This window comes from Belliella kenyensis, assembly GCF_022549675.1.
GTDB lineage: Bacteria > Bacteroidota > Bacteroidia > Cytophagales > Cyclobacteriaceae > Belliella > Belliella kenyensis.
Map to the genome: position 1 here is coordinate 215,233 of NZ_JAKZGR010000003.1, position 24,787 is coordinate 240,019.

Annotated in this window: 24 protein-coding genes; 6 read left to right on the forward strand and 18 right to left on the reverse strand. The window is 37.4% G+C overall.

Annotation, left to right across the window (positions count from 1 at the left end; all coding sequences use genetic code 11):
* Positions 1-78: 78 nt before the first annotated feature.
* The 10 genes from MM214_RS04270 to MM214_RS04315 form a co-directional block, all read right to left on the reverse strand.
* Complete coding sequence (locus tag MM214_RS04270; protein ID WP_241292416.1) at positions 79-711, reverse strand: nitroreductase family protein; 633 nt, start codon at positions 709-711, stop codon at positions 79-81.
* 261 nt (positions 712-972) lie between these two features.
* Positions 973-1,887, reverse strand: coding sequence for a bifunctional molybdenum cofactor biosynthesis protein MoaC/MoaB (gene moaCB, locus MM214_RS04275; RefSeq protein WP_241292419.1), 915 nt, complete (start codon positions 1,885-1,887; stop codon positions 973-975).
* Between the two features lie 46 nt (positions 1,888-1,933).
* Complete coding sequence (locus MM214_RS04280) at positions 1,934-2,242, reverse strand: nucleotidyltransferase domain-containing protein (protein WP_241292422.1); 309 nt, start codon at positions 2,240-2,242, stop codon at positions 1,934-1,936.
* A 1-nt stretch (position 2,243) separates the two neighbouring features.
* Complete coding sequence (locus MM214_RS04285; RefSeq protein WP_241292425.1) at positions 2,244-2,720, reverse strand: nucleotidyltransferase substrate binding protein; 477 nt, start codon at positions 2,718-2,720, stop codon at positions 2,244-2,246.
* A gap of 66 nt (positions 2,721-2,786) precedes the next feature.
* Positions 2,787-3,233: a molybdenum cofactor biosynthesis protein MoaE gene (locus MM214_RS04290; protein WP_241292428.1), complete on the reverse strand. Its 447-nt coding sequence runs from the start codon at positions 3,231-3,233 to the stop codon at positions 2,787-2,789.
* 34 nt (positions 3,234-3,267) lie between these two features.
* Positions 3,268-3,495, reverse strand: a complete 228-nt coding sequence (locus MM214_RS04295; protein ID WP_241292431.1) for a MoaD/ThiS family protein — start codon at positions 3,493-3,495, stop codon at positions 3,268-3,270.
* A 108-nt stretch (positions 3,496-3,603) separates the two neighbouring features.
* A complete protein-coding gene (locus tag MM214_RS04300) occupies positions 3,604-4,338 on the reverse strand; it encodes a sulfite exporter TauE/SafE family protein (protein WP_241292434.1) in 735 nt (244 codons plus the stop codon).
* A gap of 3 nt (positions 4,339-4,341) precedes the next feature.
* Positions 4,342-5,517 carry a molybdopterin molybdotransferase MoeA gene (locus MM214_RS04305; protein ID WP_241292437.1) on the reverse strand — a complete coding sequence of 392 codons (1,176 nt, stop codon included), beginning with the start codon at positions 5,515-5,517 and terminating at the stop codon, positions 4,342-4,344.
* A gap of 40 nt (positions 5,518-5,557) precedes the next feature.
* Entirely contained in the window at positions 5,558-6,559 is a 1,002-nt protein-coding gene (moaA, locus tag MM214_RS04310; protein ID WP_241292440.1) for a GTP 3',8-cyclase MoaA, read from the reverse strand.
* Positions 6,560-6,749: 190 nt separating this feature from the next.
* Positions 6,750-7,688 carry a sterol desaturase family protein gene (locus MM214_RS04315; protein ID WP_241292443.1) on the reverse strand — a complete coding sequence of 313 codons (939 nt, stop codon included), beginning with the start codon at positions 7,686-7,688 and terminating at the stop codon, positions 6,750-6,752.
* 413 nt (positions 7,689-8,101) lie between these two features.
* On the opposite strand from MM214_RS04315, the gene mce reads away from it, so the two are divergent.
* The 3 genes from mce to MM214_RS04330 all read left to right on the forward strand — a co-directional run bounded on the left by mce (position 8,102) and on the right by MM214_RS04330 (position 10,337).
* Positions 8,102-8,503, forward strand: coding sequence for a methylmalonyl-CoA epimerase (gene mce, locus MM214_RS04320; protein ID WP_241292719.1), 402 nt, complete (start codon positions 8,102-8,104; stop codon positions 8,501-8,503).
* 6 nt (positions 8,504-8,509) lie between these two features.
* Entirely contained in the window at positions 8,510-9,541 is a 1,032-nt protein-coding gene (gene thiL / locus MM214_RS04325) for a thiamine-phosphate kinase (protein WP_241292446.1), read from the forward strand.
* 103 nt (positions 9,542-9,644) lie between these two features.
* Positions 9,645-10,337, forward strand: coding sequence for an ERCC4 domain-containing protein (locus MM214_RS04330; RefSeq protein WP_241292449.1), 693 nt, complete (start codon positions 9,645-9,647; stop codon positions 10,335-10,337).
* Between the two features lie 26 nt (positions 10,338-10,363).
* Here the strand turns inward: MM214_RS04330 and MM214_RS04335 are convergent, their stop codons facing one another.
* Complete coding sequence (locus MM214_RS04335; RefSeq protein WP_241292452.1) at positions 10,364-10,729, reverse strand: hypothetical protein; 366 nt, start codon at positions 10,727-10,729, stop codon at positions 10,364-10,366.
* Between the two features lie 407 nt (positions 10,730-11,136).
* On the opposite strand from MM214_RS04335, the gene MM214_RS04340 reads away from it, so the two are divergent.
* On the forward strand, positions 11,137-11,385 hold the full coding sequence (locus tag MM214_RS04340) for a hypothetical protein (protein WP_241292455.1): 249 nt from the start codon (positions 11,137-11,139) through the stop codon (positions 11,383-11,385).
* Positions 11,386-11,751: 366 nt separating this feature from the next.
* Here the strand turns inward: MM214_RS04340 and MM214_RS04345 are convergent, their stop codons facing one another.
* The 3 genes from MM214_RS04345 to MM214_RS04355 all read right to left on the reverse strand — a co-directional run bounded on the left by MM214_RS04345 (position 11,752) and on the right by MM214_RS04355 (position 14,417).
* Entirely contained in the window at positions 11,752-12,129 is a 378-nt protein-coding gene (locus MM214_RS04345) for a hypothetical protein (RefSeq protein WP_241292458.1), read from the reverse strand.
* Positions 12,126-13,532, reverse strand: a complete 1,407-nt coding sequence (gene rlmD, locus MM214_RS04350) for a 23S rRNA (uracil(1939)-C(5))-methyltransferase RlmD (RefSeq protein ID WP_241292461.1) — start codon at positions 13,530-13,532, stop codon at positions 12,126-12,128. The genes MM214_RS04345 and rlmD overlap by 4 nt, the downstream gene beginning before the upstream one ends.
* A gap of 273 nt (positions 13,533-13,805) precedes the next feature.
* Positions 13,806-14,417, reverse strand: a complete 612-nt coding sequence (locus MM214_RS04355; protein ID WP_241292464.1) for a Pr6Pr family membrane protein — start codon at positions 14,415-14,417, stop codon at positions 13,806-13,808.
* A gap of 82 nt (positions 14,418-14,499) precedes the next feature.
* Between MM214_RS04355 and MM214_RS04360 the strand changes: the two genes are divergently transcribed.
* A complete protein-coding gene (locus MM214_RS04360) occupies positions 14,500-15,312 on the forward strand; it encodes an SDR family oxidoreductase (RefSeq protein ID WP_241292467.1) in 813 nt (270 codons plus the stop codon).
* A 5-nt stretch (positions 15,313-15,317) separates the two neighbouring features.
* A complete protein-coding gene (locus tag MM214_RS04365) occupies positions 15,318-19,262 on the forward strand; it encodes an AAA domain-containing protein (protein ID WP_241292469.1) in 3,945 nt (1,314 codons plus the stop codon).
* On the opposite strand, the gene MM214_RS04370 is transcribed toward MM214_RS04365, so the two are convergent.
* The 4 genes from MM214_RS04370 to recQ are packed head-to-tail and all read right to left on the reverse strand — an operon-like array spanning position 19,259 to position 24,774.
* Positions 19,259-19,732 carry a gliding motility lipoprotein GldH gene (locus tag MM214_RS04370; RefSeq protein ID WP_241292472.1) on the reverse strand — a complete coding sequence of 158 codons (474 nt, stop codon included), beginning with the start codon at positions 19,730-19,732 and terminating at the stop codon, positions 19,259-19,261. The two genes, MM214_RS04365 and MM214_RS04370, sit on opposite strands and share 4 nt — an antisense overlap.
* The gene (ricT, locus tag MM214_RS04375; protein ID WP_376856709.1) at positions 19,722-21,236 is read right to left on the reverse strand and encodes a PSP1 domain-containing protein; all 1,515 of its coding nucleotides are present in this window, start codon (positions 21,234-21,236) and stop codon (positions 19,722-19,724) included. Before ricT ends, MM214_RS04370 begins: the two co-directional genes overlap by 11 nt.
* A 41-nt stretch (positions 21,237-21,277) precedes the next feature.
* A complete protein-coding gene (purD, locus tag MM214_RS04380; protein ID WP_241292475.1) occupies positions 21,278-22,579 on the reverse strand; it encodes a phosphoribosylamine--glycine ligase in 1,302 nt (433 codons plus the stop codon).
* A gap of 17 nt (positions 22,580-22,596) precedes the next feature.
* The gene (gene recQ / locus MM214_RS04385) at positions 22,597-24,774 is read right to left on the reverse strand and encodes a DNA helicase RecQ (protein WP_241292478.1); all 2,178 of its coding nucleotides are present in this window, start codon (positions 24,772-24,774) and stop codon (positions 22,597-22,599) included.
* Between the last annotated feature and the right edge of the window lie 13 nt (positions 24,775-24,787).

Genomic DNA, 24,787 nt, shown 5'->3' on the forward strand with positions numbered 1-24,787 from the left:
AGACCAAGGTAATTGTTTGAAATTTTAAATTTTCAAAGGGCATGATTTACTTTAAACAGAACCCTTTTTGTGTACATTTTAAAGTTTCACAAAGAGCTCATCGTGAGATCTTCTTACTTTTTTTGCATTAGTCAAATGATCTTTTGATTCATCTCTATATCCTATTGCCAATAAGGCTGCTGCGGCCATTCCTTTTTCACTTAAGCCAAGAACATTATCAAGTTCGGAGGCATCAAAACCTTCCATGGGAGTGCTATCAACCCTGAGCTCAGCAGCTGCTACCAATGCAGTGCCTAAAGCGATGTAGGCTTGTTTTGAAGACCAATTGAAAAACTCTTCCTCTGATTGTTTTGTGAAGCTTTTCTTCAATGCGTTTGCATACTGTTCGAGTGCCCCTTTCTCCATGTTTCTCTCCTCGTATACCTTATCAAAGTAGCTGTCAATCTGCTCTGGAGAGATCGATTTCCAAGCAGCAAAAACAATAAGATGAGAACCTTCTACAACCTGGGGCTGCTTCACAGCTTTTTCAAATAGCTTCTTTCTCAAAGCTTCATCTTCAATGACAAAGACTGTAAAAGGTTGCAGTCCATTTGATGTCGCAGTCAGACTGATCGAATCCAAAATAGTTTTCAATTTATCTTCGGACACTTTTTGACCATTCATTCTTTTGGTCGCATATCTCCATTCTAAATCTTGTATTATACCTGTCATAATATTGTTGTATTAACTTATGTATATACATTTAATTTGTTTCAAAAGTTCCAATTCATTGATATTGATTTTTTGAATTCTGATTATACGCTTTTTTGCCAGCAACTTCAATTCATTGGCTCAACAGGTTGTTAACGATCAATATCCATAAGTATCCAATATCAATTTATATCGGAAGTTAGATAAATCGGAATTTTGTAATGTTATAGGCAAAGTTCCGTATATCCATATTTTGAATTTATCAGATGCCTATAAAAGCATTTAATGTCTAAAGCTTGGTCCTTGCAAGACCTTGAAAATATGCAAAACTGCTGGAAAAATAGAATCCATTGATTCTTCAGCTCCTTTGGTAGAGCCCGGAAGCGCAAGAACCAGGGTATTGCCTATCAATCCTGCAACAGATCTGGAGAGCATGGCATACGGCATTCTAGATTGTCCATAGCTTCGAATGGCCTCTTCTATACCTGGTACTTCCCTTTCGATCAATGGCCTGATAGCTTCTGGAGTGACATCTCTAGGAGAGAGTCCAGTACCACCAGTAAAGATGACCAAGTCAAGTTTGGCATTTGTAAAGGTTTTTAATTGGTCTTGAATTGAAGTAACTTCGTCAGGGATGATCAGGTATTTTTTGACTTGAACATTCAAGGATTCTAACTTCTTCATGATCACTTTCCCAGCCTTGTCTTCCTTATTGCCTTCAGCAATACTGTCTGAACACACAATTACAGCTGCGTGAAGTATTTGCTCTTTATCTTTTGAGAAATCAGACTTGCCACCTTTTTTGTCTACCAACTTGATCTTTTCTATGCTGATGTTTTTATCTATTGGCTTCAGCATATCATACATTGTAAGGGCAACAACTGAAGCTGCATGCATGGCTTCCACTTCTACACCAGTTTTATAAATGGTATGAATCTCCACCATGATTAGGATCTCTAATTCTTTGACTTCATAACTTACACTTGTGAACTCTACAGGCAATGGATGACAGTCAGGTATCATGTCAGCAGTTCGCTTTGCTGCAAAAAGTCCCGCTACTTTTGCCATTTCAAAAACATCACCTTTTGGAACCTTCTTATTGACTACAGTATCGATAGTTGCTTGAGAGCTTACTTTGACTATCGCTTGTGCGATAGCTTTTCTGAGTGTACTTGATTTATGTGTAATATTGATCATTTTAATGGAGAGATGTAATTGGCATTATAGCATGTTGCAGGTTTCGTTAACTGCTTTTGTAAATTTCTTTTCCGACGCTATTTATATGTTTGATAAATTCAGGGTTAGTTATCCTATTGTAAATTGAAATATCAAATTTATATGGCAACATCAAATCATCTAAATCAAACTCAATCTCTGTTTGTAAACTCAAATCAATATCATTTCCAATCAAAGAAAGGTCTATGTCTGAAGCGGGTTTAAAATTGCCCATTGCTCTTGAGCCGTAGATCAATACTTCCTCTACTTGAGGGTATTTCGAAAAGACGTCTCTGATGTCAGTTATCTCTTCTTTTGTCAAGCCTGAACTTTCCATTTTAAAAAAGTTTCTCTTGTCCACCATTTCTTTTTTCCTCCATATTCTGATGAAAATCTAAAAATGCAGGATAATACTCATTCATTATTTTGAAATAAATCTCGTCAGCTGTTTCTTCATTATAGGTGTGTGAAGTTTTGTTTCGGCTTCCGATCATTTCCATCCAAACTTTACCATCAGATACCAATTTTAATTGAAAAGCCTCTCTTGTTGCGTCTCTACTACCTCCAATGTTTGGGTTTCCTTGAAATGTGGCATAATCTTTCATTACATTCCAAGCTAATTCATGGGTATACTCAAACCGTTGAATTAAACCCTCTTTTATGATTTCATCCAACACATAGCCTAAATCACTATTGTCTATAGGCTCATCTTTCTTTATGAAATTATGTTTAATGTATTCAACAGCTTGTGAAAGTTTCCGTAGCGCTTTTACGAAGTTTGAAAACCTCTGTTCCCACCTGATATCTTGTTCCATTTTTTAGTAATTATTTGACTGATAATCTTTCATAACAATTTACAAATTAACTTTAACTAGTTTAAATCAAGTATTCACTTTCCAAGCTGAATTTTCATTATCGATGATTTCTTTGCCCCATATGGGGAGTTCTTTTTTGATGCGTTCAACTAATTCTTCACATGCTTCCATGGCAGCTTTTCGATGTTTGGAAGAGGTAAAGACAAAAAGGCAGATTTCACCGACTTTTACTTCGCCTAGACTATGGTAAATGTGCATACAAGTCAAAGGATACTTAGCAAATATGGCTTCTCGAATCTCGAATGCTTGTTGGAGTGCCATGTCTTCATAGGCAGTGTATTCGATGGCTTTAACCATACCTTCCTCTTTCATATCTGCTCGCACTTGACCCAAAAAAATACTATGGCCACCAATATCTGTTTTACTAGCGTGATTGGCTATAGATTGAGCTATCTTTTCAGGAGAAATAGCTCCGTTTACAAATATGTTTTTAGCTGTCCTTTGCTTTTTCATTGCTTTGTCAAATGGGGTGATGAATGATTATTATTTACCCACCTGAAAATGGGGGCAAGAGTGCTACTTCCACATCCATGGGGATGTGGCTTTCACCAGAAGTTAATTTTTTATCGACTGCTATAGTGAATTTCATGTGCTCTAAAGCTGGATATTGATGATAAAGGTAACCTCTTAAAATTTCTGTGTTGGGAAAATTGTCAACTATTAACACTTCATTGCCTACAATTTCAGCGATTTTTCCAAAAGCAAGTATTTTCATATGCACAGATGTCTTAGTGATTCTATCCAAAGATAGTATTCCAAAAGGTGCGAGAGAACATTTTTTGCAATATTTTCAAAATTGTTGTGAAGCAATCCTTTTGTTTGTTTAATTGAAAATAAGCTTTATTGCTGCTATAAATAGAACGAAAGTAAGTGTAATCTTGACGGCTTTAAAATTGAAAACATTTGCACCAAAATAAGCCCCCAATCCACCTCCTAAAATAGTCAAAGGCATCAGTATCCATAGCTGAGAATCATACGAAATGCTCAAGAAATTTGAACCAAGTAGTCCTGAGATTGAATTGAGGCAGATAAACAAAGCGCTGACAGCAGCAGTTTCTTTCATGTCAGTCCATCCCAAAAGGAGCAAAATCGGAGATAATATTATACCTCCTCCAATCCCTATCAATCCTGAAACAAACCCTATTCCTAGACCGAGGATGCCTAGAAGTAGCCAGTTTTCTTCCATTCGTTTTGCTTTGGGTAGAGGAATAATATTTAAAAATTTCAAAATCGGGAAAAAGAGAAGGATTCCCAGTATCTGTTTGTAAAGAGAGGTGTCAATCAAGATTTTACCTCCAAAAAATGCAGCTGGGATGGAAAAGATTATCAAGCAAAAAAATAATTTTGTTGGGAATTTTACAGTTTTTTGAAATGCCCAAAAAGCCATTGATGAGACAATTATGTTGAGTATAAGAGCAGTGGGTCGGATTTGTTCTGGAGCGAAATTGAAAATAGTCAAAAACATCAAATAGCTACTTGCTCCACCATGCCCAACAGCAGCATATAGAAATGCTACCAATGGTAGCAATATGAAAAGCATCCAAGTAAATCCCTCCATTTTTTACCAATAGTAAACAGCTACATTTTCTCCTTTTTTCATGTGTGAGATACCATCAGGAATCAATGCAAAGCCATCAGCATGAGCAAAGGCTTTCAAATTAAATGATTCTTGCCCTTCTAAAATTCTAACTTGACCATCTTTATTTTGGAATTTTAATAAAAATGTAAGGTCTGCATTTTTACTTATATCATTTTCTAGTGGTAATATCGCTTGTGGTTTCCAAGCTTTGTTATTTCCTAGCCATTGGAGGATGGATGGTTTGACATATTGGTTGAAGCATGTAATGACAGAGGCAGGATTGCCAGGAAGAGCAAATACCAGTTGATTACCTTTTCTACCAGCATATAATGGTTTACCTGGCTTTTGCTTGATTTTGTAAAATAGCTCCGTGACATTGGCTTTTTTTAAACCTTCTTTTACAAAATCGTAATCACCCACTGAAATGCCACCAGAAATAATAATAAGGTCATGGATGGCCAATGCTTTGTCTATAGCTTGCTTTACAATATTTGGATGATCTGCTACTGTGAATGTTTCAATTTGCTTTACACCTATTTGATTCAGGTATGCTTTTAATATAGGGCCATTGGCATTATAGATTTGACCTAATTCCAGAGACTGACCTACTTCTTTTATTTCGTTACCTGTGATAATTAACCCTACGCTTGGAGCTGCAAATATCCCTACAGTAGCATAGCCTACAGAAGCCAATAGTCCAACTGTCCCAGCACTGATTACACTACCTGCATCAAGAATTTTAGATCCTGAAAGTGTCTGCGTGCCTTTTTTTCTGACATGATCCCCTTTTTTTACTTTATCAATTTCAAAAGTGACCTGATCATTAACATGATGAACCCATTCTTGCTGCACTACGGTGTCAGCTCCCGATGGTATTGGTGCTCCTGTAAAAATCCTTACTGCCTTTCCTTTATCTACTGTGAACTTTGGGATGCTCCCAGCAGCAATTTCTCCTTCTACTTGATACGTACTGATCTGAGGATCATATGCTATGGCATAGCCGTCCATGGCGGAATTGTCAAAAGATGGGACATCCATGGGGGCAATGACATCCTCAGCAATTACATAACCTATGGATTCTTCAAGGGGTACAAAGCTGATTTTGGCTTTAGGAAGATTGTTTTTGAGAATAGATTTTGCTTTGGTTACGCTAATCATGAATTAATAATTTGCAGTTTATAAAATGATAGATTGAGATTCAACCACCAATTTTGATCATGCTTCGATTTTCAATTTTATCAGCAGATGCAAGCGTATAATCTGTAGAGATCTGTCCACCCAAGGCCGCGTGCTTTTTGCCAACGGCTATTTTTATAAGAGGATCAATATTATCACCAGCTCTCAAAGCTCCTAAAAGATCCATTTCATCTTTGCCAAATAGGCAATTTTTCATTTTACCATCAGCTGTGAGCCGCAGCCTGTTACATGTGCCACAAAAATGTTCACTCATGGTTGTGATAAAGGCAAAAGTTCCCATGTGTCCTTTTACTTGATAAGCTTTGGCTGTATCGTTTGGATCGTCCTGAAGCTTCATGATTTCGTATTCTTCACGAATCATTTGGAGCATTTTGGCAGCAGTGAAAACTTTGTCTTTGTTCCAATAGTTGCCTGCAAATGGCATAAATTCTATAAACCTTACATGAATAGGTAGCTCTTTGGTAATGGCGATAAAGTCCAAAATCTCCTTTTCAATGATGCCATTTAGTGCTACTACATTTATTTTGACTCTGAATTGATGCTTGAGTAGCAGTTGTATATTGTTCCAAACCTGAGAAAATTGATCTCTTTTGGTGAGTTTGTAAAAAGTATCTGCATTCAAAGTGTCTAGACTGATATTGACTTTTTTCAACCCCGCTGTCTTGAAGCTTTCGATGAACTTATCTATGAAGACTCCGTTGCTCGTTAGGGTTAACTCAACTGGAAGTTCAGCAAGTTGGGCTAATATGAGTGGAAACTCTTTCCTTACCAGAGGCTCTCCTCCAGTTAATCTAATTTTATTTATGCCTAAGGAGACAAATTTTTTGGCTAAAATATTAATCTCCTCTACCTGCATAAGTTTGGCGTTGGGCATACTTGAAATGTCTTCTTCAGGCATGCAATAACTGCATCTAAAGTTGCAATTGTCTGTAAGAGAGATTCTTAGGTAGTTGTGAACCCTGCCGTAACGATCTTCCAAAGTACCTTTCTGCTCCATAGTCATATGCACAACATTTTTAAAGTATTGCTTTTCATAAGACAATCCTTAAATACATTCGAATTGTTTGATGTATGTTAGTTTATTTCAACTTCTAAAAAGTTACGCTGTACAGTTTTTTCCGTACAGCGTAACCAGAACTCTTATATTGGGATTCTTAAAATGAATCTTATGCTTATTTCTAAATTGCTTTAATTCAAACTTTCACGCTCTCCCTCAGTGGCTCTCGTTGTGTCTCTTGAATTGGTTTTGCAGTGCTTGAACGGTACTTAGCCTTGACCGCTTCGAGTTCACTTGGTCTGGTGAAAACCATAGCATAGGCTTCCTTAAATGATTTTGAGCTCCTGACATCTTTAACAATGTCAGCCCATTCATGGAAATTCAGGGTGATTGGATTATAAGAATTTACATTTTTGGTCAAGCCGTAAGTTGGCCTTTCTTCTTCTGGCATAAACGTACCAAACATCCTATCCCAAATGATGAAGGTAGAACCATAATTTTTGTCAAGGTATTTCTCATTGCTGGCATGATGTACCCTATGATGAGAGGGGGTTGTGAAGAAATATTCGATAGGTCTAGGAAGCTTGTTGATATACTCTGTATGTATCCAGAACTGATACAAGACAGCTACTTGATGACATATGAAAAATACTACTGGATGAAACCCAGCAAGTGCCACAGGGATAAAGAAAATAATCTTGATATGTTGTGTCCAGCTTAATCTAAAGGAAACTGACCAGTTATATTTTTCTGAATTGTGGTGTGTAACATGGGTAGCCCACCAAAACCTATTTTCATGTGCAATCCGATGTGCCCAATATCTCCAAAAGTCCAGCCAAAACAAGCATAAAACATATGCCCACCAAGTATTTGGGATTGACCATGGCACCATGTTGTAGAAGAACAAGATGATTCCAAACGTCACCACCTTAATGGCTGCACTCATACCAACATTGACCAAACCGATAAAAGTAGCGGAGATTGTATCTTTGCTGTCGTAATAATCTTTTTTCTCTCTGTAAGAGTAGATCCATTCCAGTACCACTAATCCTATCATCACTGGTGCGGCATATAGAATAATGTTAGGTAGATCCAGACTAAAGATCTGTTCAATAGTTAACTTTTCTTTGTTCATTGTAATATTATTGGTTGATGGTGGTTATTTAATTTTTTATAGTTTTCCTTTTTAATTTTAAAGCGTCCACTTTGAATCTATCATTTCAACAAAAAAATTTGATTTAAATTAGATGGATCAAATATTTTTGATTTTGAATAATCTTAGACTGAAGTATTTGCTTTAATTAAATTCAAAAACGTAAGCATACTTTAAAATGGTTATGCCTTTTTTTCTCAAACTTCATTTGAATGCTGAGGGGTTTTTGCACTTTGAAGGAGAGGGTGAGTTAGCGTGAGGAAAATTACATTTATAAGACAATTGTATTGATTATTTAATATTCGAAATCAAGTTCTTTATTTTATTACGACTTTTTCAAAAGGGTAATATTCCTAAATATAAGAATTATTTTTGTCAAAAATAAAAATGCCATGATGAGAAAAATAGAACATATAGGAATCGCTGTAAAAGATCTGAAGGCTTCAAATGACTTGTTCAGAAGATTGTTGGGGAAGGATAGCTATAAAGAAGAGGAAGTAGCAGGCGAAGGGGTATTGACATCTTTTTTTCAGGTAGGAGATACAAAAGTTGAGCTACTAGAAGCAAGTAGACCTGAAAGCCCAATAGCTAAGTATTTGGAAAAGAGATCAGAAGGAGTTCATCACATAGCTTTTGACGTAGAGGACATTCATGCAGAGGTGCTGAGGCTGAAGGCGGCTGGGTTTGAAATACTGAATGAAACGCCAAAATCAGGTGCGGACAATAAATTAGTCGTATTTTTGCATCCCAAGTCTACAAACGGCGTTTTGGTAGAGTTGTGTCAAGAAAGAAATTAATAAAAAATGGAAGAGCAAAAGAGGACAGAGATAGGGTCTTTAGGCGAATTTGGTCTAATAGATCGATTGAATAAAAATATAGAAATCAAAAACCCGTCTACTTTCAAAGGGATAGGTGATGATGCGGCAGTGATTGAATCAGGAGACCATGTCAAAGTGGTTTCTACTGATTTGCTTTTGGAGGGGGTTCACTTTGATCTTTCGTACGCACCATTGCAGCATGTAGGGTTCAAGGCGGTGGCAGTCAATGTTTCTGACGTAGCTGCCATGAATGCTGTTCCCAAGCAGATTACGGTGAGTATTGCTTTATCCAACAGGTTTTCTGTGGAAGCGGTGGAGGCATTGTATGCTGGGATCAATGCTGCCGCTGCACACTATGGTGTGGATGTGGTAGGAGGAGATACTACAGCCTCACGTTCTGGTTTAGTGATAGGCATCACAGCAATTGGGGAAGGCAAGAAAGAGACATTATCCTATCGCTCGGGGGCGAAAGTAAATGACATCATTTGCGTGACAGGAGATCTTGGTGGTGCATTGGTCGGATTGCAGATTTTGGAAAGAGAGAAGCAGGTTTTTATGGCTGATCCAAATATGAAGCCAGCCTTAGATGGCTATTCTTATGTGACGGGAAGGCAACTCAAGCCAGATGCAAGAATGGATATCATCCACGAGCTCAAAGAATTGGGAGTAGTCCCTACGAGTATGATAGATATTTCTGATGGGTTGGCTTCGGAGCTGTTTCATATCAGTAAGGCATCCGATGTAGGGGTGACCATTTATGAAGATAAGCTTCCTATCGACAAGCAGACTTTTGATACCGCAGTAGAATTGAATATGGACCCGATTACTTGTGTACTTAATGGGGGAGAGGATTATGAATTGCTGTTCACGATAGATCAGAAGGATTTTGAGAAGCTAGAGAAGCATGCTGATGTACATTTTATTGGGCATGTTGCCAAGCCAGAGGAAGGTAAACATTTGGTAACCAAAAGCGGGACAGCCGTTACGCTAAAAGCCCAAGGCTGGAAACACTTTTGATTTATTTTACATAGAAATGGGGAAGCTTTTCGCTTCCCCATTTCTATGTAAAATAGTTGTTGTTATGTACATTTATGGTGTAATTGTAACAACTTTTGATATTATGAAAGATTTTTTAAAGGGCTCGAAGTTTTATCCATTGGAGATAGTGATTGATGACAGGGAGCCTGATGCGATGCTTGAGTATCTGCTTTTTTACAAAAATATCATCGTTAGGAAAGAGAGGTTGCTTGTAGGAGATTTTCGTTTGGATTCGGAATTGCTTGTGGAAAGGAAATCTATTTCTGATTTCTGCATCTCCCTAAAAGATGGAAGATTTTTTAAACAAGCTGCGAAACTTTCAAACTCAAACATACCTGCATGTATTATTATTGAAGGTAGAAAAAATGTTTTGAAGGGAATAGGTTTTAGCAAAAATGCGCTTCAAGCTATCTTATTGTCAGTATCATTGATTTTTAAAATCCCAGTTTTGAGATCAAAGTCTCAGGAGGAGACTGTTAAGATCATGCTCCAATCTTTCAGACAGCTTACCAAGGATAGGTTAGCAGATTATAAGTTTAATCCAAGATGGAAACCAAAATTTAATAGGCAAAAATCTGATAAATTTTTGAAGCAAAAAGTCCACATCTTGGAAGGGTTCCCCGGGATAGGTGCTGATAAAGCAGAGCAGCTAATCAAGCATTTTGGTAGCCTTCAGCATGTTTTTAATGCCCCAGAATCAGAATTATTAAAGGTAGTAGGTATAGGTAAATCTACAGTAGAGAAAATGAAGATGATTTTGAATGAATCGAGTTAATTCCTTAAAATGTATTCCCCCTGATCTCAGGGTAGATTTTCAGAAAGTCTGTAAGTACTGGATGCCTCCATTATCTCACTCTGAAAATTGTCGTCATATTTGAACTCCTGCAATTGCCATTTGTCTTTAGGTTTGTAATAGATGAATGTAAATCTCATAGGCTGTCGATCATATTTTACTAGAAACGTATAAAGTAAATAGTTTTGACCAATACTATTTTTAGTAATAGCATCTCTATCCTGATAGGAACCTAAAAGTTTTGTAAACCCTGTCAGATTATTTGCTACTACTTGGGCTTGTGTTTCTTCTATCCATGGGTTAGTTGAAAAAATAAAATCTAAAGCGTCTTTTGGACTTTTTGATTCATAGAGACTAAAAAAATGCTCATTCATTTTTTCGGGTGTAAGTGATTTACCTGTTAAGGAAGAATCTGATCTATTGCAACCAAATAGCATAAAGCTTAAAAAGATTAATTTCAAAAGGATTTTCATAAATTAAAGACAGTTATATGAAATAGAAGGAATTGAAATTTAAAACGGAATATAAATGCGGGTTAGTTATCGGAAACTTTTCCAAAGTTCAGGTATGTGAATTGTGTTTTTTACATTAAGTCAAACTTTGTAAAAGTTTGACTTAACTGGTGCCTTATCTAAATGATATTGAATTAGTTCATCTAAATGTAGTTCATTTATTCCAAATTATCTATTTGAGTTGAAATAAATAATTAACTTGGTAGTTGTTGAATTTGAGAGAGAAAACCCTATTTTAAATGTTTTGAGTTGATTTAAGTTTCTATTAAATGAAAGCACTTGAGTATTTGTCTATTTTAATCATAGCAATCTTTATGATTGCATATGGGATTTTTATGTTGGTTAATAAAATTCATGTCATAGGAATAAAAAGAAATCTAGACCCAAATGTAGTTGGTGGAGCGAGCTTGATTTTTGTTGGGATTATATTCCTTGTAGTCTATTACCATAGTCTTTCTCCATACGTTGGTATTAGGAGATTTTTAGAAGAGAGGAAAACTAAGAGAAGAAAAAAATGATTGACAGTATAATATGTACTGTTTTTTTTTGAATTTTTGGAGCATTGACAAAACGGATATTGTATGCTCTTTTTAGCAAGCTAAGAGGAGAAAAAACGGTAAGTTTTAGAGAAGTATGGAGTGGAAGAAAAGGAGGTCAAAAATCAGAAATATTCTTGCACGGTTTTTCAAATATAATCCTTGGACTTATTGTCGTAACAACTCTTTTTGTAATAGTTATAAAATTAATGTGAAACCCTATAGTAAACATTCCAACCTCCCAACTTTAAAACCAACAATTTTCCAATTTTCCAATTTTAAAATTTTCTAATCCCCAACCTCCTTCTCTGCGCTCCTTTGCACCTTCGCATGCTTTGCGAGCTCTAGCTACTCCTCAGGAAATGGCACATACACAAAACTCGTGAACTCTTGATCCATCACGAATAGGCAACAGAACTCATCAGGGTTTTTATAGTTTTTTTCAAACTCTCCCAATAAGTCCTCAGCAATCAATTTCCTTTGGATAAATTCATCCACATAGGTGATGTAATAATTCCAGTCGAGATTCTTTTCTTCACGACCAAGAAGCAGCTGACCTATAGGCTGCTCTTCTTTAGAAATTGGGAAAATGGGGTATTTGGAAAACTTCCTACTTCTGACTTGGTAAGAGGCTTCCTTGAGGATATCGGAAACTTTTAAGAAGTCCTTGGTGATGGTTCCAAGGTATTTTCCGTTTAGTTCTGGATCGTTGAAGTCTGATATCATGGCTTTAGGGTCAGTCTGATTACATTTTCTACATGGTAAGTTTGTGGAAACATATCCACAGGCTGTATTTTGTCTACTGTATATTTCTCAGCTAGTAAAGCCACATCACGTGCTTGTGTGGCTGGATTGCAGCTGACATAGACGATTTTTGGTGCTTCTAGTTTGAGTAGCATATTTACCACATCATCATGCATGCCTGCACGAGGCGGGTCGGTGATGACAACATCAGGTCGAGCATGCTTTTCGATAAACTCATCGTTGAGCATATCTTTCATATCACCTGCATAGAACAATGTATTATCAAGTTCATTGACTTTCGAATTCAGCTTGGCATCTACAATGGCGGCTTCTACATATTCGATTCCGATGACTTGCTTGGCTTGTTTGGCTACAAAGTTTGCAATCGTGCCAGTACCAGTGTATAAATCGTACACTACCTCATCTCCTTTAAGTTCTGCAAAATCTCTGGTGACTTTGTACAGCTCGTAGGCTTGTTCGGAGTTGGTTTGATAAAAGGATTTTGGTCCGATTCTGAACTTCAAGCCTTCCATTTCCTCCTCTATATAATCCTTACCAGCAAAAGTCACCACTTCCAGGTCATTGAAAGTTTCATTTTTCTTAAGATTGATAATGTAAAGTAATGAGGTGATCTGTGGGAATTTTTCATGAAGAAAATTCATGACTAGATCGATTTCTTCGGTATTATCACCACCAAACTGAACGATTACCATGCTTTCTCCAGTACTAGTAGATCGGATGATAAGGTTACGAAGAAGACCCACTTGATTTCTAATGTCGTAGAAAGAAAGGTTATTTAGCAGAGCAAAATTTCTCAGTTCATTTCTAACATCATTGGAAATATTCCCTTGCAGGTAGCAATGCTCGATGTCTACGATTTTGTCGTACATTTTTGGGATGTGAAACCCAAGTGCATTTCTTTCAAATTCGGCCCCAGAGTCGATTTCTTCTCTCGTGAGCCACCTGTTATTTGAAAAAGTGAAATCAAGCTTATTTCTATAGTATTGGGTTTTTGCAGAGCCGAGTATAGGCATTACCTCTGGAATGTCAACCTTGGCAATTCTAGTAAACTGATCTACGACTTGTTGTCTCTTATAAGTCTTTTGTAGTTCGTAGTTGATGTGTTGCCATTTACAACCACCGCAAGTGCCAAAGTGTGAGCAGAATGGTTGGATTCTATCTTTGGAGTATTCATGGAAATGTATGGCTTCACCCTCCATAAATGAGCTCTTGCCTCTAGTGATCCTTACATCGACTACATCACCTGGTGCTACATTTTGAACAAATACCACTTTACCTTCATGGTGTGCGACACATTTTCCTTCGGTTGCAATTCTTTCTATACTCAGGTTTTTTACAACCTTATTTTTCATCTTTCTAGACATGCCCGCAAAATTAATCAAAAAACTCAAGGAAAATGGGTATAATTGAATTATGCTTTTTGGCTATCGCGTTTTAGATTCATCTATTTTCAAATTTAGTTTGATATGATTGTGAAATATGTGAAGAAAGAGACAAATCCTCCTCGGAATAGTGTGGAAGCAAAAAAAGCGATTGCTAAATAGTCTATTTATCAGGCTATTGTTTTTTTAGGTACATTAAATTGAAATTCTAACGTATATGGCCAAATACTACTTTCTCATCCTATATCAGATGTATTATATATTTTTCCTATTGAAATTTTTACCCATGAAAATCAATAAGCCAGAAAGTCCCACGAAAACGAGTAAAACAAAAAATGAATTCAGAAACGTCTGGGTATATCCTATCTCTGAGACATTGACAAAAGGGTAAGGGTAGAAGCCAGAGAGATAACCTCTGATCATGATGTAAGCCAAATATAATGCAGGATATATTAGCCAGCTGGGAATTTGAGACCAACTGAGTTTTTGTTTTTTTTCATACAAAACCCAATAAAAAAAAGTCAATAGCGGGGTTACACTGTGCAATAGTTCATCGGTTAGTTTTGCCAAGCCTTCAGGATTCCATGTACTTCTAAGTACCACCTGATAGACCAAACCTACAACCAAAATATATACTGTAATTGCACTGAGTTTACCTGTTTGTGAAAATCGATTGTTGTTTGGATTGCAAGCCTGAAAGGTGAAATACACAGCCACCAAACTATTCGTTAGAATGGTGAAATAGCTGAAAAACCTTATCAATGTTTCATGGATCGGAGTGATTTGGTTTTTGATCGCCAAAAAGAGCTGCAGGATCAAAGCAAACCAAGCAATACCTGCAAAAATGATTGCCAATGTTCTTTTCATAGCTAAATTTATACAATTACTTGGTGATTTTACCTTTTCACTCCCATATCTAATTTTTATCTTTGAACTCAAAGCAAAAAAAATGAAACTGAAAGACAAAGTAGTGATCATAACAGGAGCAACCTCCGGAATAGGGGAAGCATGCGCAGTGGTGTATGGCAGAGCAGGAGCTAAGATAGTGATCACAGGTAGAAGTCAGGTAAAATTGGATAATTCACTTGCTAAACTTCAAAAATTGGGGATTGAAGTTTTTGGAATTCTTGCAGATGCAGCTTGTGAAGAAGACAACCAAAGGATGGCAGAAGAAGTAATTGCCAAATTTGGAGGAGTAGATATACTGATCAATAATGCAGGAATCTCTATGAGGGCATTGTTTGAAGATTTGGACTTGAAAGTGTTCAAGCAAGTTATGGATATCAACTTTTGGGGTACTGTATATGCGACTAAATATTGCCTAGAATCTATTAAATCTCGTCAGGGTAGTATCATTGGTATTTCTTCTATCAATGGATATAGGGGTACACCGGCAAGGACTGCTTACACAGCCAGTAAATATGCTATGAATGGATTTTTGGAGTCTTTGAGAACCGAGTTATTCAAAAAAAATGTCCATGTATTGGTAGCTTGCCCAGGATTCACTTCTTCTAATATTCGCAATAATGCCTTGCAAGCAGATGGATCCACACAAGGAGAATCTCCACGTGATGAAAATAAAATGATGACAGCAGAGGAAGTTGCTGAGCGACTACTTCAAGCTACTTTAAAAAGAAAAAGAGACCTAGTGTTGACAAGGCAAGGCAAATTGGCTGTGTTTTTGAATAAATGGATTCCAGGCGTCATGGACAAAGTGGTATACAATGTCATGGCCAAAGAAAAAGATTCTCCATTTAAATAAGCCTCATGCTCAAAGAGACTTTTCAGATTTACCTCAATAGACTGACTGATATAAGCAGTAGGAACAGGTCATTGTACCTGCCCAAATTGTATGCGAGTCAGTTGTTGGATGTGAAAAGTTTAGATTTTTTGAACCATCATCCAGCGCATGATTATATCAAGTTCCTTCTCAATAAAGAGGAGGAATTTACATTACACTCTCTTGTAGACCCTAGAGATCAGGATGTCAACATCTCAGCTAAAAAGATACGTGCTATTCTACAGCAAGTGAATAGCAATGAGGAAGAGACAGGAGAAAAGAGTTTGTATTTGGGCTATCCATTTGTGGAGGGGAAAATGCTCAATGGCCAATTGATAAGATGCCCTTTGGTACTTTTTCCTATATCTGTGATTCAAGATCAAGGTAATTGGGTGATAAGAAAAGACAAGCAAGAGCTTCCCTTTTTCAATAAAGCGTTTTGTCTAGCCTATGAAAGTATTTATGGTTCTTCTTTGATCAAGAATAAAGAATTGTCACTTTTAGATATACCTGAAGATCCTAGAGATTTTTTGACGATGCTATATGAACTCATCAAGGTTAACTTTTCTATCAATTTTAATAGCAAGCTCTACGAAAACGTCCTTGAGAAATTTCCCGAATCTTCCAGAGAATTAGATTTGGAGGATTTCAAAATTGGGGAGCTTAAGCTGAAACCTTATGCTGTTCTAGGCCAGTTTTCTCAAAAAGCAAGCTTTCTTATGGAAGATTACCATAGTTTGCTAAAATCGACCTCTGCTGAATCTTTAGAAGATTTATTCTCCGATCAGTTTGCAATCTCAGAGGAACTTCAAGAGCCAAAAGAAGATCAACTGTACCACGTTTTTCCTCTAGATGCAAGTCAAGAGGCTGTAGTGAGAGCCGTGAGAACAGGACATTCCTGTGTGGTACAAGGCCCTCCTGGTACTGGTAAGTCACAGTTGATTAGTAATTTAGTGGTGGATTATATCTCAAGGGGAAAGAAAGTGTTAGTGGTTTCCCAAAAGCGTGCAGCACTAGATGTTGTATTCAAGAGGCTTAAAGAGAAAGGTTTTGGAGAGTTTTTAGCATTGGTTCATGATTTTCGATCTGATCGCATGGCTTTGTATAAAAAAATCAAATCCCAGATTGAATCAGTAGAACAATATAAAGTTCTCAATAGAAGTGTAAATGCAATGCATTTGGAGAGAGAGTTTTCAATTCTTTCTCGTGCTATAGCTGGTCATTTGGAGTATTTGGAGGAGTTCAAAAAGGCCCTTTACAATACTGAGGAGTGTGGTGTCCCCATCAAGAAGCTTTACATGACAGCGGGACAAAATCATTCTGAATTTGATTTGACTCAATATTACAAAAACTTTCATTGGGATACGATTGGACCTTTTTTGATTGATTTCAAAGCTTTTTCAGTTTATGCAAAAAAATATCAGCAATCGAACTCATTTTGGCTTCATCGAGTAGATTTTAGTTCTTTTGGACCATTAGCTATTCAAAGAATTGAAGAATCGATCTCAGAAATTACTCAATTCCGTAGGAAATTCGAGTCCACTGTTGAGCAATTTGACATGTTGGATTCGTCAAATTTGTTTTCGTTTTATGAACAGAAAGATAAGCTTCATTCTGTTTTTCAACTTTTGAAAAGTGCAGAGGTTCAGGAAGTATTTGATAAGCTATTGCAAGTACCCACAGATCAGATCGATTTACTTTGGTTGGGAAATAAATTGGAGGCAGTGAAGACTCTCTTGTCACAAGAGGGGGTTTCTTGGAAGGTGCATGATGAAGAAGTTCAAGAAGTTTTGCAATTGGCACTACTTTATGATGAAGCACAGACTTCTTGGTGGGGAAAAATAAAAGCAAGATTTGCTGGAGAGAAATTCAATAAAGTAAAGTCTCTCCTCAAAGAAGAAGGACTTGTTGATTCAAGGCATGATTTAGGTGTTTTGATTAAAAAACTTGAAAACAGGTTAAACTTGAATCACCAATACACTTTGCTGGATAGGAAATCTTGGCTAGACTTGCCTGAAAAGCCATTTACTTTCGTGTCTTTTAACCACACCAGTGCATTACTTCTGGAAGCATTGAGGGTTAGAAAAATCATCGGGGAGTTTAGCGAGCTTAACAACCTGATCTCAGTACAAGGACTTAAGGGTAGTAAAGTTTTGGAGCTTATCTCCAAGTTATTAGAATTCATAGAGGAATTAAGTGAGAAGTTAGGTCAATGGGGTATTTACTTGAGCAAAATTCAGATTCAGCACTTGGTTTCTGATTTTTCTTACGAGATGCTTTCTCAGATTTTTGGAGAGGTAAGACATGTTTTTGATGAATTGGTAGACTTCGATGCACTAAGAAGTAAGATGGGTAAAGAAGAGCAACTGGTAATAGAAAAACTGCTGTTTAAGTTTCCAGAGTATGATTTTGATCAGCTAAGAGATGTATTTTTGTTAGCATTGAGTAATGCATGGATAGAACACATTGAAGCCAAATATCCAGTATTGAGAGATATAGGCGGTGTGAAATTCCGAGCTATTCTTGAAGAGTTGATTCAATCTGTAGAGGATAAATGGAAGCTGTCTCAGTACATTTCGGAAATAAGGCTTAGAGAGCAAGTTGTACATGGGCTGGCGTATAATAGGCTCAATAATTTGGTGACTTATAGGAAACTTCTTCATCAGGTTTCGAAAAAGAGAAATATTTGGGCCATAAAATCATTGGTAGAAAATTTTGAGGAGGAGCTATTTAAACTACTACCATGTTGGATGGCTTCCCCAGAGACTGTTTCGGCTCTTTTTCCGCTGAAAGAAGAGTTCGATTTAGTGATTTTTGATGAAGCATCCCAGTGTCATGTTGAGCGTGGTATACCTGCTATGCTCAGAGGAAAGCAAGTGGTCATTGCAGGGGATTCACAACAACTTCAGCCTTATGATTTCTATCAAAGCAGATTGGAAACAACAGAAGAAGGAGAAGAAGTAGAGCAATTGTCTATACTTTCAATGGCTTCCGTTTATTTTAAGAAATTCTGGCTCAGAGGTCACTATAGAAGTGAACAAAAATCCTTGATTCAATTTTCAAATCAACATTTCTATCAGAATAGGCTAAGCATGTTAGTGGATAGAGAGGTTTACAATAGACAGGAGCGAGCATTCAAATTGATACATGTAGATGGAAAGTGGGAAAATCAGCAAAATCAAATAGAAGCCGTTGAAGTCGTAGAGGAAGTAAAAAGAATTCTCGATAGTGATAGAGACAAGACAATAGGTGTGATCACTTTCAATTATCCACAGATGGAATTGATCAATGAAATGTTAGGCAATGAGAATCTGCTGGGTACACCTTCGATAAGTGTCAAAAACATAGAAAACGTGCAAGGAGATGAATTTGATTGGGTGATATATTCATTGGGTTATGCCAAGAGTAAATCGGGCAGGTTGATTGCGAATTTTGGTTCTTTGTCCAAGCAGGGTGGAAGTAATCGTCTCAATGTCGCAATCACCAGAGCAAAGAAAAGAATCACTTTAATCACTAGTTTACGGTCATCTGATTTCAAAAAGAAGCAGCTTGAAAATCATGGAGTGAAGATGTTAAGGAATTATTTGTTGTATGTAGAAAATCTATTGAGAGGAGATCTTGTCCCTATGGATAAGGAAGTCCCTTTTGGTTTTGAGACAGAATGGTCGCTCAAACAAAAACTGGCACTCAGTAATGATTCCTTCAAGCTGAAAACTTTTGAAGATTCATCTTGGCTCGATTTGGCCATATTCAAAGATGGTGAAGGATATATGGAGGCTATATTGACTGATGATGAGCGTCTATATGAAGCTGTAAGCTCCAAGGAAGCCTTTGTATACCATCCTATGCAACTATCCGCAAAAAGATGGCCGTGGAGATATTACTTTAGTAGGCAGTTTTGGTCTCGGAAGGATCCTTTTGATACGCTTTAATGAGCTGATGCTTCTAGCTTGTTTTGTCTAAATCCAATAGCCTCTATGCCCTCAAGCCTATCAATTCTCATGTATTGGATGAATTGTACCTTGCTATAATCACCCCTCATTTGGAAAGGTAAAGTATCAATTCTTGTATATGAACTTCCGTAACCTTTTCCGGTAGGCTTACCTGTCTTACTATCAAACAATCTAATATTTATCAGCTGTGTCTCTGAAAAGTTTTCAGAGCTATCTGTGAGGATATATTTTAAGTATAGATTTCTATACGGGTAGTCTGTGTTATACTTGATACTAATCATAGGAACTGCACCTGAGCTAGTAGGAGGAGGGTAAAAGCTGACCGTGTCCGATACCAGCCAGCTTTTAGTTTCCATTCCTTGATATTCTTCAAATAATCTTCCCCCATCACAAGAAGCTAACCCTGTGATAAGCATGGTTAAGAAAAATAACAAAAGCTTATTGTTCATTTTGATTTTTTGGCTTTTGATCATCTTGATTATTTGCTCCACCTTTCCTAGGAGGGAATTTTCTTTTTCCTCCGTTTCTATTTTCATTTGGCTTGTTTTGCCTGTTTGGATGAATATCTGCCTTCCCTTCAGAAGGTGCTTTTGATCTAGGATTTGTGTTTTTATCCTTTTGACCTGCAGTTTTATCGATTTGGGCAGGTTGATTGATTCCAGATTTTGGGTTAGGTTTTCTTCTATTTTGTCGAGGGTTTTTTCCTCTGCCTTTATCGTTTTCTTGATCAGGCTTGTTGGAATCGTTTCTTGGATTTTGTCGTCCCCCTGATTTGTTACCTTGAGCAGGCTTTGTTTGTTGAGGTTGAGCTGTATTTACAGTTTCCTCGGAAATCTCTCTGCTTCTAGGTTTCTTTTTCTTCTTCTTTTTCTTTTGTGTTGCAAATTTTTTGTCCAAAGCTTCAAGCTCCATAGTTGCTTTTGCAGCTTTATCCTCTGCATCGGCGGCATGGTCATTTTGAAGATCGAAAGGTTTTATATTTTTAGCATTCAAACCTTGGATTTCTTTGACACGATCGCAAGTGATAGAGTACCAGTTATTTTCATTGTTATAGCTGAACCACATCAATTTTCTGAATATATCTGTTTTTTGAAGTTTGGCAGCACCTACTTCGGTCAATAACGGTTTGTCGACTGTAGGGATGTCTTCAAGAGCAGACATATAAGTATCAAGTTCATAATTTAAGCAGCATTTTAGTCTACCACATTGACCTGAAAGTTTGGTTGGATTTAGGGATAGGTTTTGATATCTCGCCGCAGAGGTGCTTACACTTTTGAAATCATGAATCCAGGTGGAGCAGCATAATTCTCTACCGCATACACCTATGCCACCAAGTCTACCAGCTTCTTGCCTTAGGCTTATTTGGCGCATTTCTACACGAATCTTGAACTCAGAAGCGAGTAGCTTAATCAATTCTCTGAAATCGACTCTATCTTCTGCAGAATAAAAGAAGGTAGCTTTACTATTGTCGGCTTGAAATTCTACATCCGACAGTTTCATGTTGAGTTGAAGCTCGTCGATGATTTGTTTTGACCTATAGATAGTGGGTACTTCTCTGTTTTTAGCCTCTTCCCATTTTTCTATATCTTTTTGATTTGCGACACGATAGATTCTTAAGATGTCATCATCATCTTTGATTTTTCGTTTTTGCATTTGCAATCTTACCAGCTCTCCTTGCAAGGATACCCAGCCGATATGATGTCCATTTGGTACATCCACGACTACAGGGTCACCAGTGGTCAATGCCAGATGGTCTACATTTCTATAGTATTCTTTTCGTCCACCTTTAAACTTTACCTCTACGATATCAAATTTATCTACTACTGGTATTCCCATATGAGAAAGCCAGTCGAAAGCATTCATTTTATTACAATCGCTCGTACCACAGGTGCCATTGTTTTGGCATCCACCACTTCCTCCAGAAGTGGTCGAGCAGCTACTACATCCAGCCATATTTATATATCTAGGGAGATAATCTCCTCTTTGTATTGGGTTTATTTTACTAATTTCAAAATATCCTGTCCAATGTCTTTTCTGAAATAATGTTGATTCCAAGAAATGGAAGAGACAGTTTGGTAGGCATTTGAAAGTGCATTTTCTATATTTTCACCAATGCCTGTTACCGCTATTACCCTACCGCCATTGGTGACAATATCTCCAGTTTTGTTGTGACAGGTTCCTGCATGGAACACCAATGAAGTGTTAGTGGAATGCGAGATTCCTTTTAGACCAGTGATCAAGTCTCCTTTAGGGTAAGTTCCAGGATATCCACCAGCTACCATCACCACCGTGGTAGTAGTAAATGCCTGTAGCTCGATTTCATAATTCTCCAATTGCATAGTGCCCATGGCATGAAGGAGATCTACAAAGTCACTCTTGATCCTTGGTAGCACTGCTTGTGTTTCCGGGTCTCCCATACGTACATTATACTCTATGACATAAGGATCTCCTCCTATGTTCATAAGACCGATGAAAAGGAATCCCGTATATCTAATATTTTCTTTTTCTAGGCCATTCACAGTTGGGATGACAACTCGCTCTTCAACTTTCTGCATGAATGCTTCATCCGCAAAAGGTACTGGACTTACTGCGCCCATACCACCTGTATTGAGACCGGTGTCTGCCTCTCCGATTCTTTTATAATCCTTGGCTTCAGGCAGGATTTTATAGCTTTTGCCGTCTGTGGCTACAAATACAGATAATTCTATTCCATCTAAGAATTGCTCAACGACTACTTTAGAAGAGGCTTCTCCAAACATACCATCTACCAACATTTCCTTTAAAGAGTCTTTTGCTTCTTGGTGACTTTGGCAGATCAATACACCCTTGCCAGCTGCTAGCCCGTCAGCCTTGAGAACCACAGGGATGGATTGTTTTTCTATAAAAGCAATACCATCTTCTAAGTTTTCTTTGGTGAATGTGGCAGAAGCAGCAGTAGGAATTCCATGTCTTTCCATGAACTGTTTGGAGAAGTCTTTGGAGCCCTCCATTCTTGCACCTTCTTGACTTGGTCCGATGATAGGGATATCTTTAGTGGATTCGTTTTTTTGAAAATGATCCACAATACCCCTTACTAGCGGTTCTTCTGGACCTACCACGACCATATTGATTTGATGGTCTATCACAAAATTAATGATAGCTTCAAAGTCATTGATGGATAGCGAAACATTTTCTGCAATTTCAGCTGTACCTGCATTTCCAGGTGCCACAAAAAGTTTGGTGCAATTTTGACTATTTACAATTTTCCAAGCAAAGGCATGTTCACGGCCTCCGCTACCTAGCAATAATATATTCATTGTTTACTTGTCTTTTGTTAGTTGGCATGATCTGAGATGAACTTTACTCTATATACGCGGATTTCTTCTTCAGCAAAATCCTCGTCTTCAAGTTCTTCCAATGCCACTTTTATGTTGTCTGAATCAGCAGTCATGAAATAATCATGGAGGATGTCTTCTCTTTCCTCATCCATGATGTTTTCAATGTAATAATTAATATTCAATTTGGTGCCGCTGTAGATGATTTGTTCGATTTCTTGCAGTAGCTCCGCCATTGAAATGTTGAGGTTGCCAGCTATTTCATCTAGGTCAATTTTTCTATCAATCTGCTGTATTATCGATATTTTGACTTTAGATCTACTTCCAGAGGTTTTTACTACGACATCAGAGGCAGTCATGATATCATTTTCCTCTACATATTCGGCAATTAATTTAAGAAAAGATGATCCAAATTTAGTTACTTTTCCCATACCAACCCCATTGATCTGAGCTAATTCCTCTTTGGTAGTAGGGTAGACTGTAGCCATTTCTTCTAAGGAAGGATCCTGAAAAATCACATAAGGTGGTAATCCTTTGGATTTAGCAACTTTTTTTCGTTCCGCTTTTAGTAGCTCAAATAAGTTCTCGTCGTAGGATTTTCCACTTGAAGAAATTTCGTCTGGAGTTTCATCAATTACCATTTGCTCGAAGTCATGGTCTTTTGACATCATGATACTGTATGGAGCTTCTAAGTAATCTAGACCTTTCTGAGTGATTTTGATAACACCATAATTTTCAATGTCTTTTTCAAGAAAATTATTGATCATCGCTTGACGGAGGACTGTTTTCCAAAGTCTCTCGTCTTCTTCTTTGCCTATACCAAATACAGCTAGCTTATCATGACTGTAGCTTACCATATATTCATTTTGCTCCCCCCTGATCACATTTACGATATGATCAATGTTGAACCTGTTGTTGGTTGCTTTTACGGCTTCTATAGCATTGATTAATAGATCTTTGCCTTCAAATTTTTCTTTGGGATGTTTGCAATTGTCACAGAATCCGCAGTCTTTTTCCATGTACTCTCCAAAATAGTGGAGCAGGGATTTTCTTCTACATACCGTGCTTTCTGCGTAAGCAGCCATTTCTTGCAAAAGAACTTTGGCATTTTCTCTCTCAGTGACAGGCTTGTCTTTATTGAACTTTTCTAGCTTGATGATGTCGTCATATTTGTAAAACATGAGACAGTGACCTTCTAGCCCATCTCTTCCCGCTCTACCAGTCTCTTGGTAGTAGCCTTCCAAAGATTTGGGCACATCATAGTGAATGACATAGCGTACATCTGGCTTGTCTATACCCATACCGAAAGCAATGGTAGCCACAATGACATCTACTTCTTCATTGAGAAAATCGTCTTGATTTTTTACCCTCACGTTCTGATCAAGTCCCGCGTGATACGGAGCAGCACTTACACCATTTACCTTGAGCAATTCAGCGATCTCTTCTACTTTCTTTCTACTAAGACAATAAATAATTCCTGATTTGCCTTTGTGGCTTTTGATGTATTTGATGATTTGTTTTTTGGTTTCATTTTTCACTTTTGGACGTACTTCATAGTACAAGTTTGTCCTATTGAATGAAGACTTGAACAAATCAGCCTCCTCCATTTGGAGGTTTCTCTGTATATCTTGTTGTACTTTCGGAGTAGCGGTGGCAGTCAATGCTATGATAGGCAGGTTGTTACCTATCTGTCCTATGATAGATTTAATTTTTCTGTATTCAGGTCGGAAATCATGTCCCCATTCTGAGATACAGTGAGCCTCATCTATTGCTACAAAGCTAAGTTGGGCTTCTTTCAGAAATTGTATATTTTCTTCCTTTGTAAGAGATTCGGGAGCCACATAAAGGAGCTTGGTTTTGCCATCAAGCACTTCTTTTTTGACTTTATTTGTCTCTGATTTGTTCAATGTGGAATTGAGAAAATAGGCATTGATTCCAAAAGCATTGAGCTGATCAACTTGGTTTTTCATCAGTGCAATCAATGGAGAGATGACTACAGCTGTGCCATTTTTGATTACAGCAGGTAGTTGATAGCAGAGTGATTTGCCTGCTCCCGTAGGCATGATTACAAATGTATTGCTACCACCCAGAATATTGTCTACTATAGCTTCTTGGTTCCCACGGAACTGGCTAAAGCCGAATATTTGTTTGAGATTATCTTTTACTTTTTGATCCACTACACGTGCATGT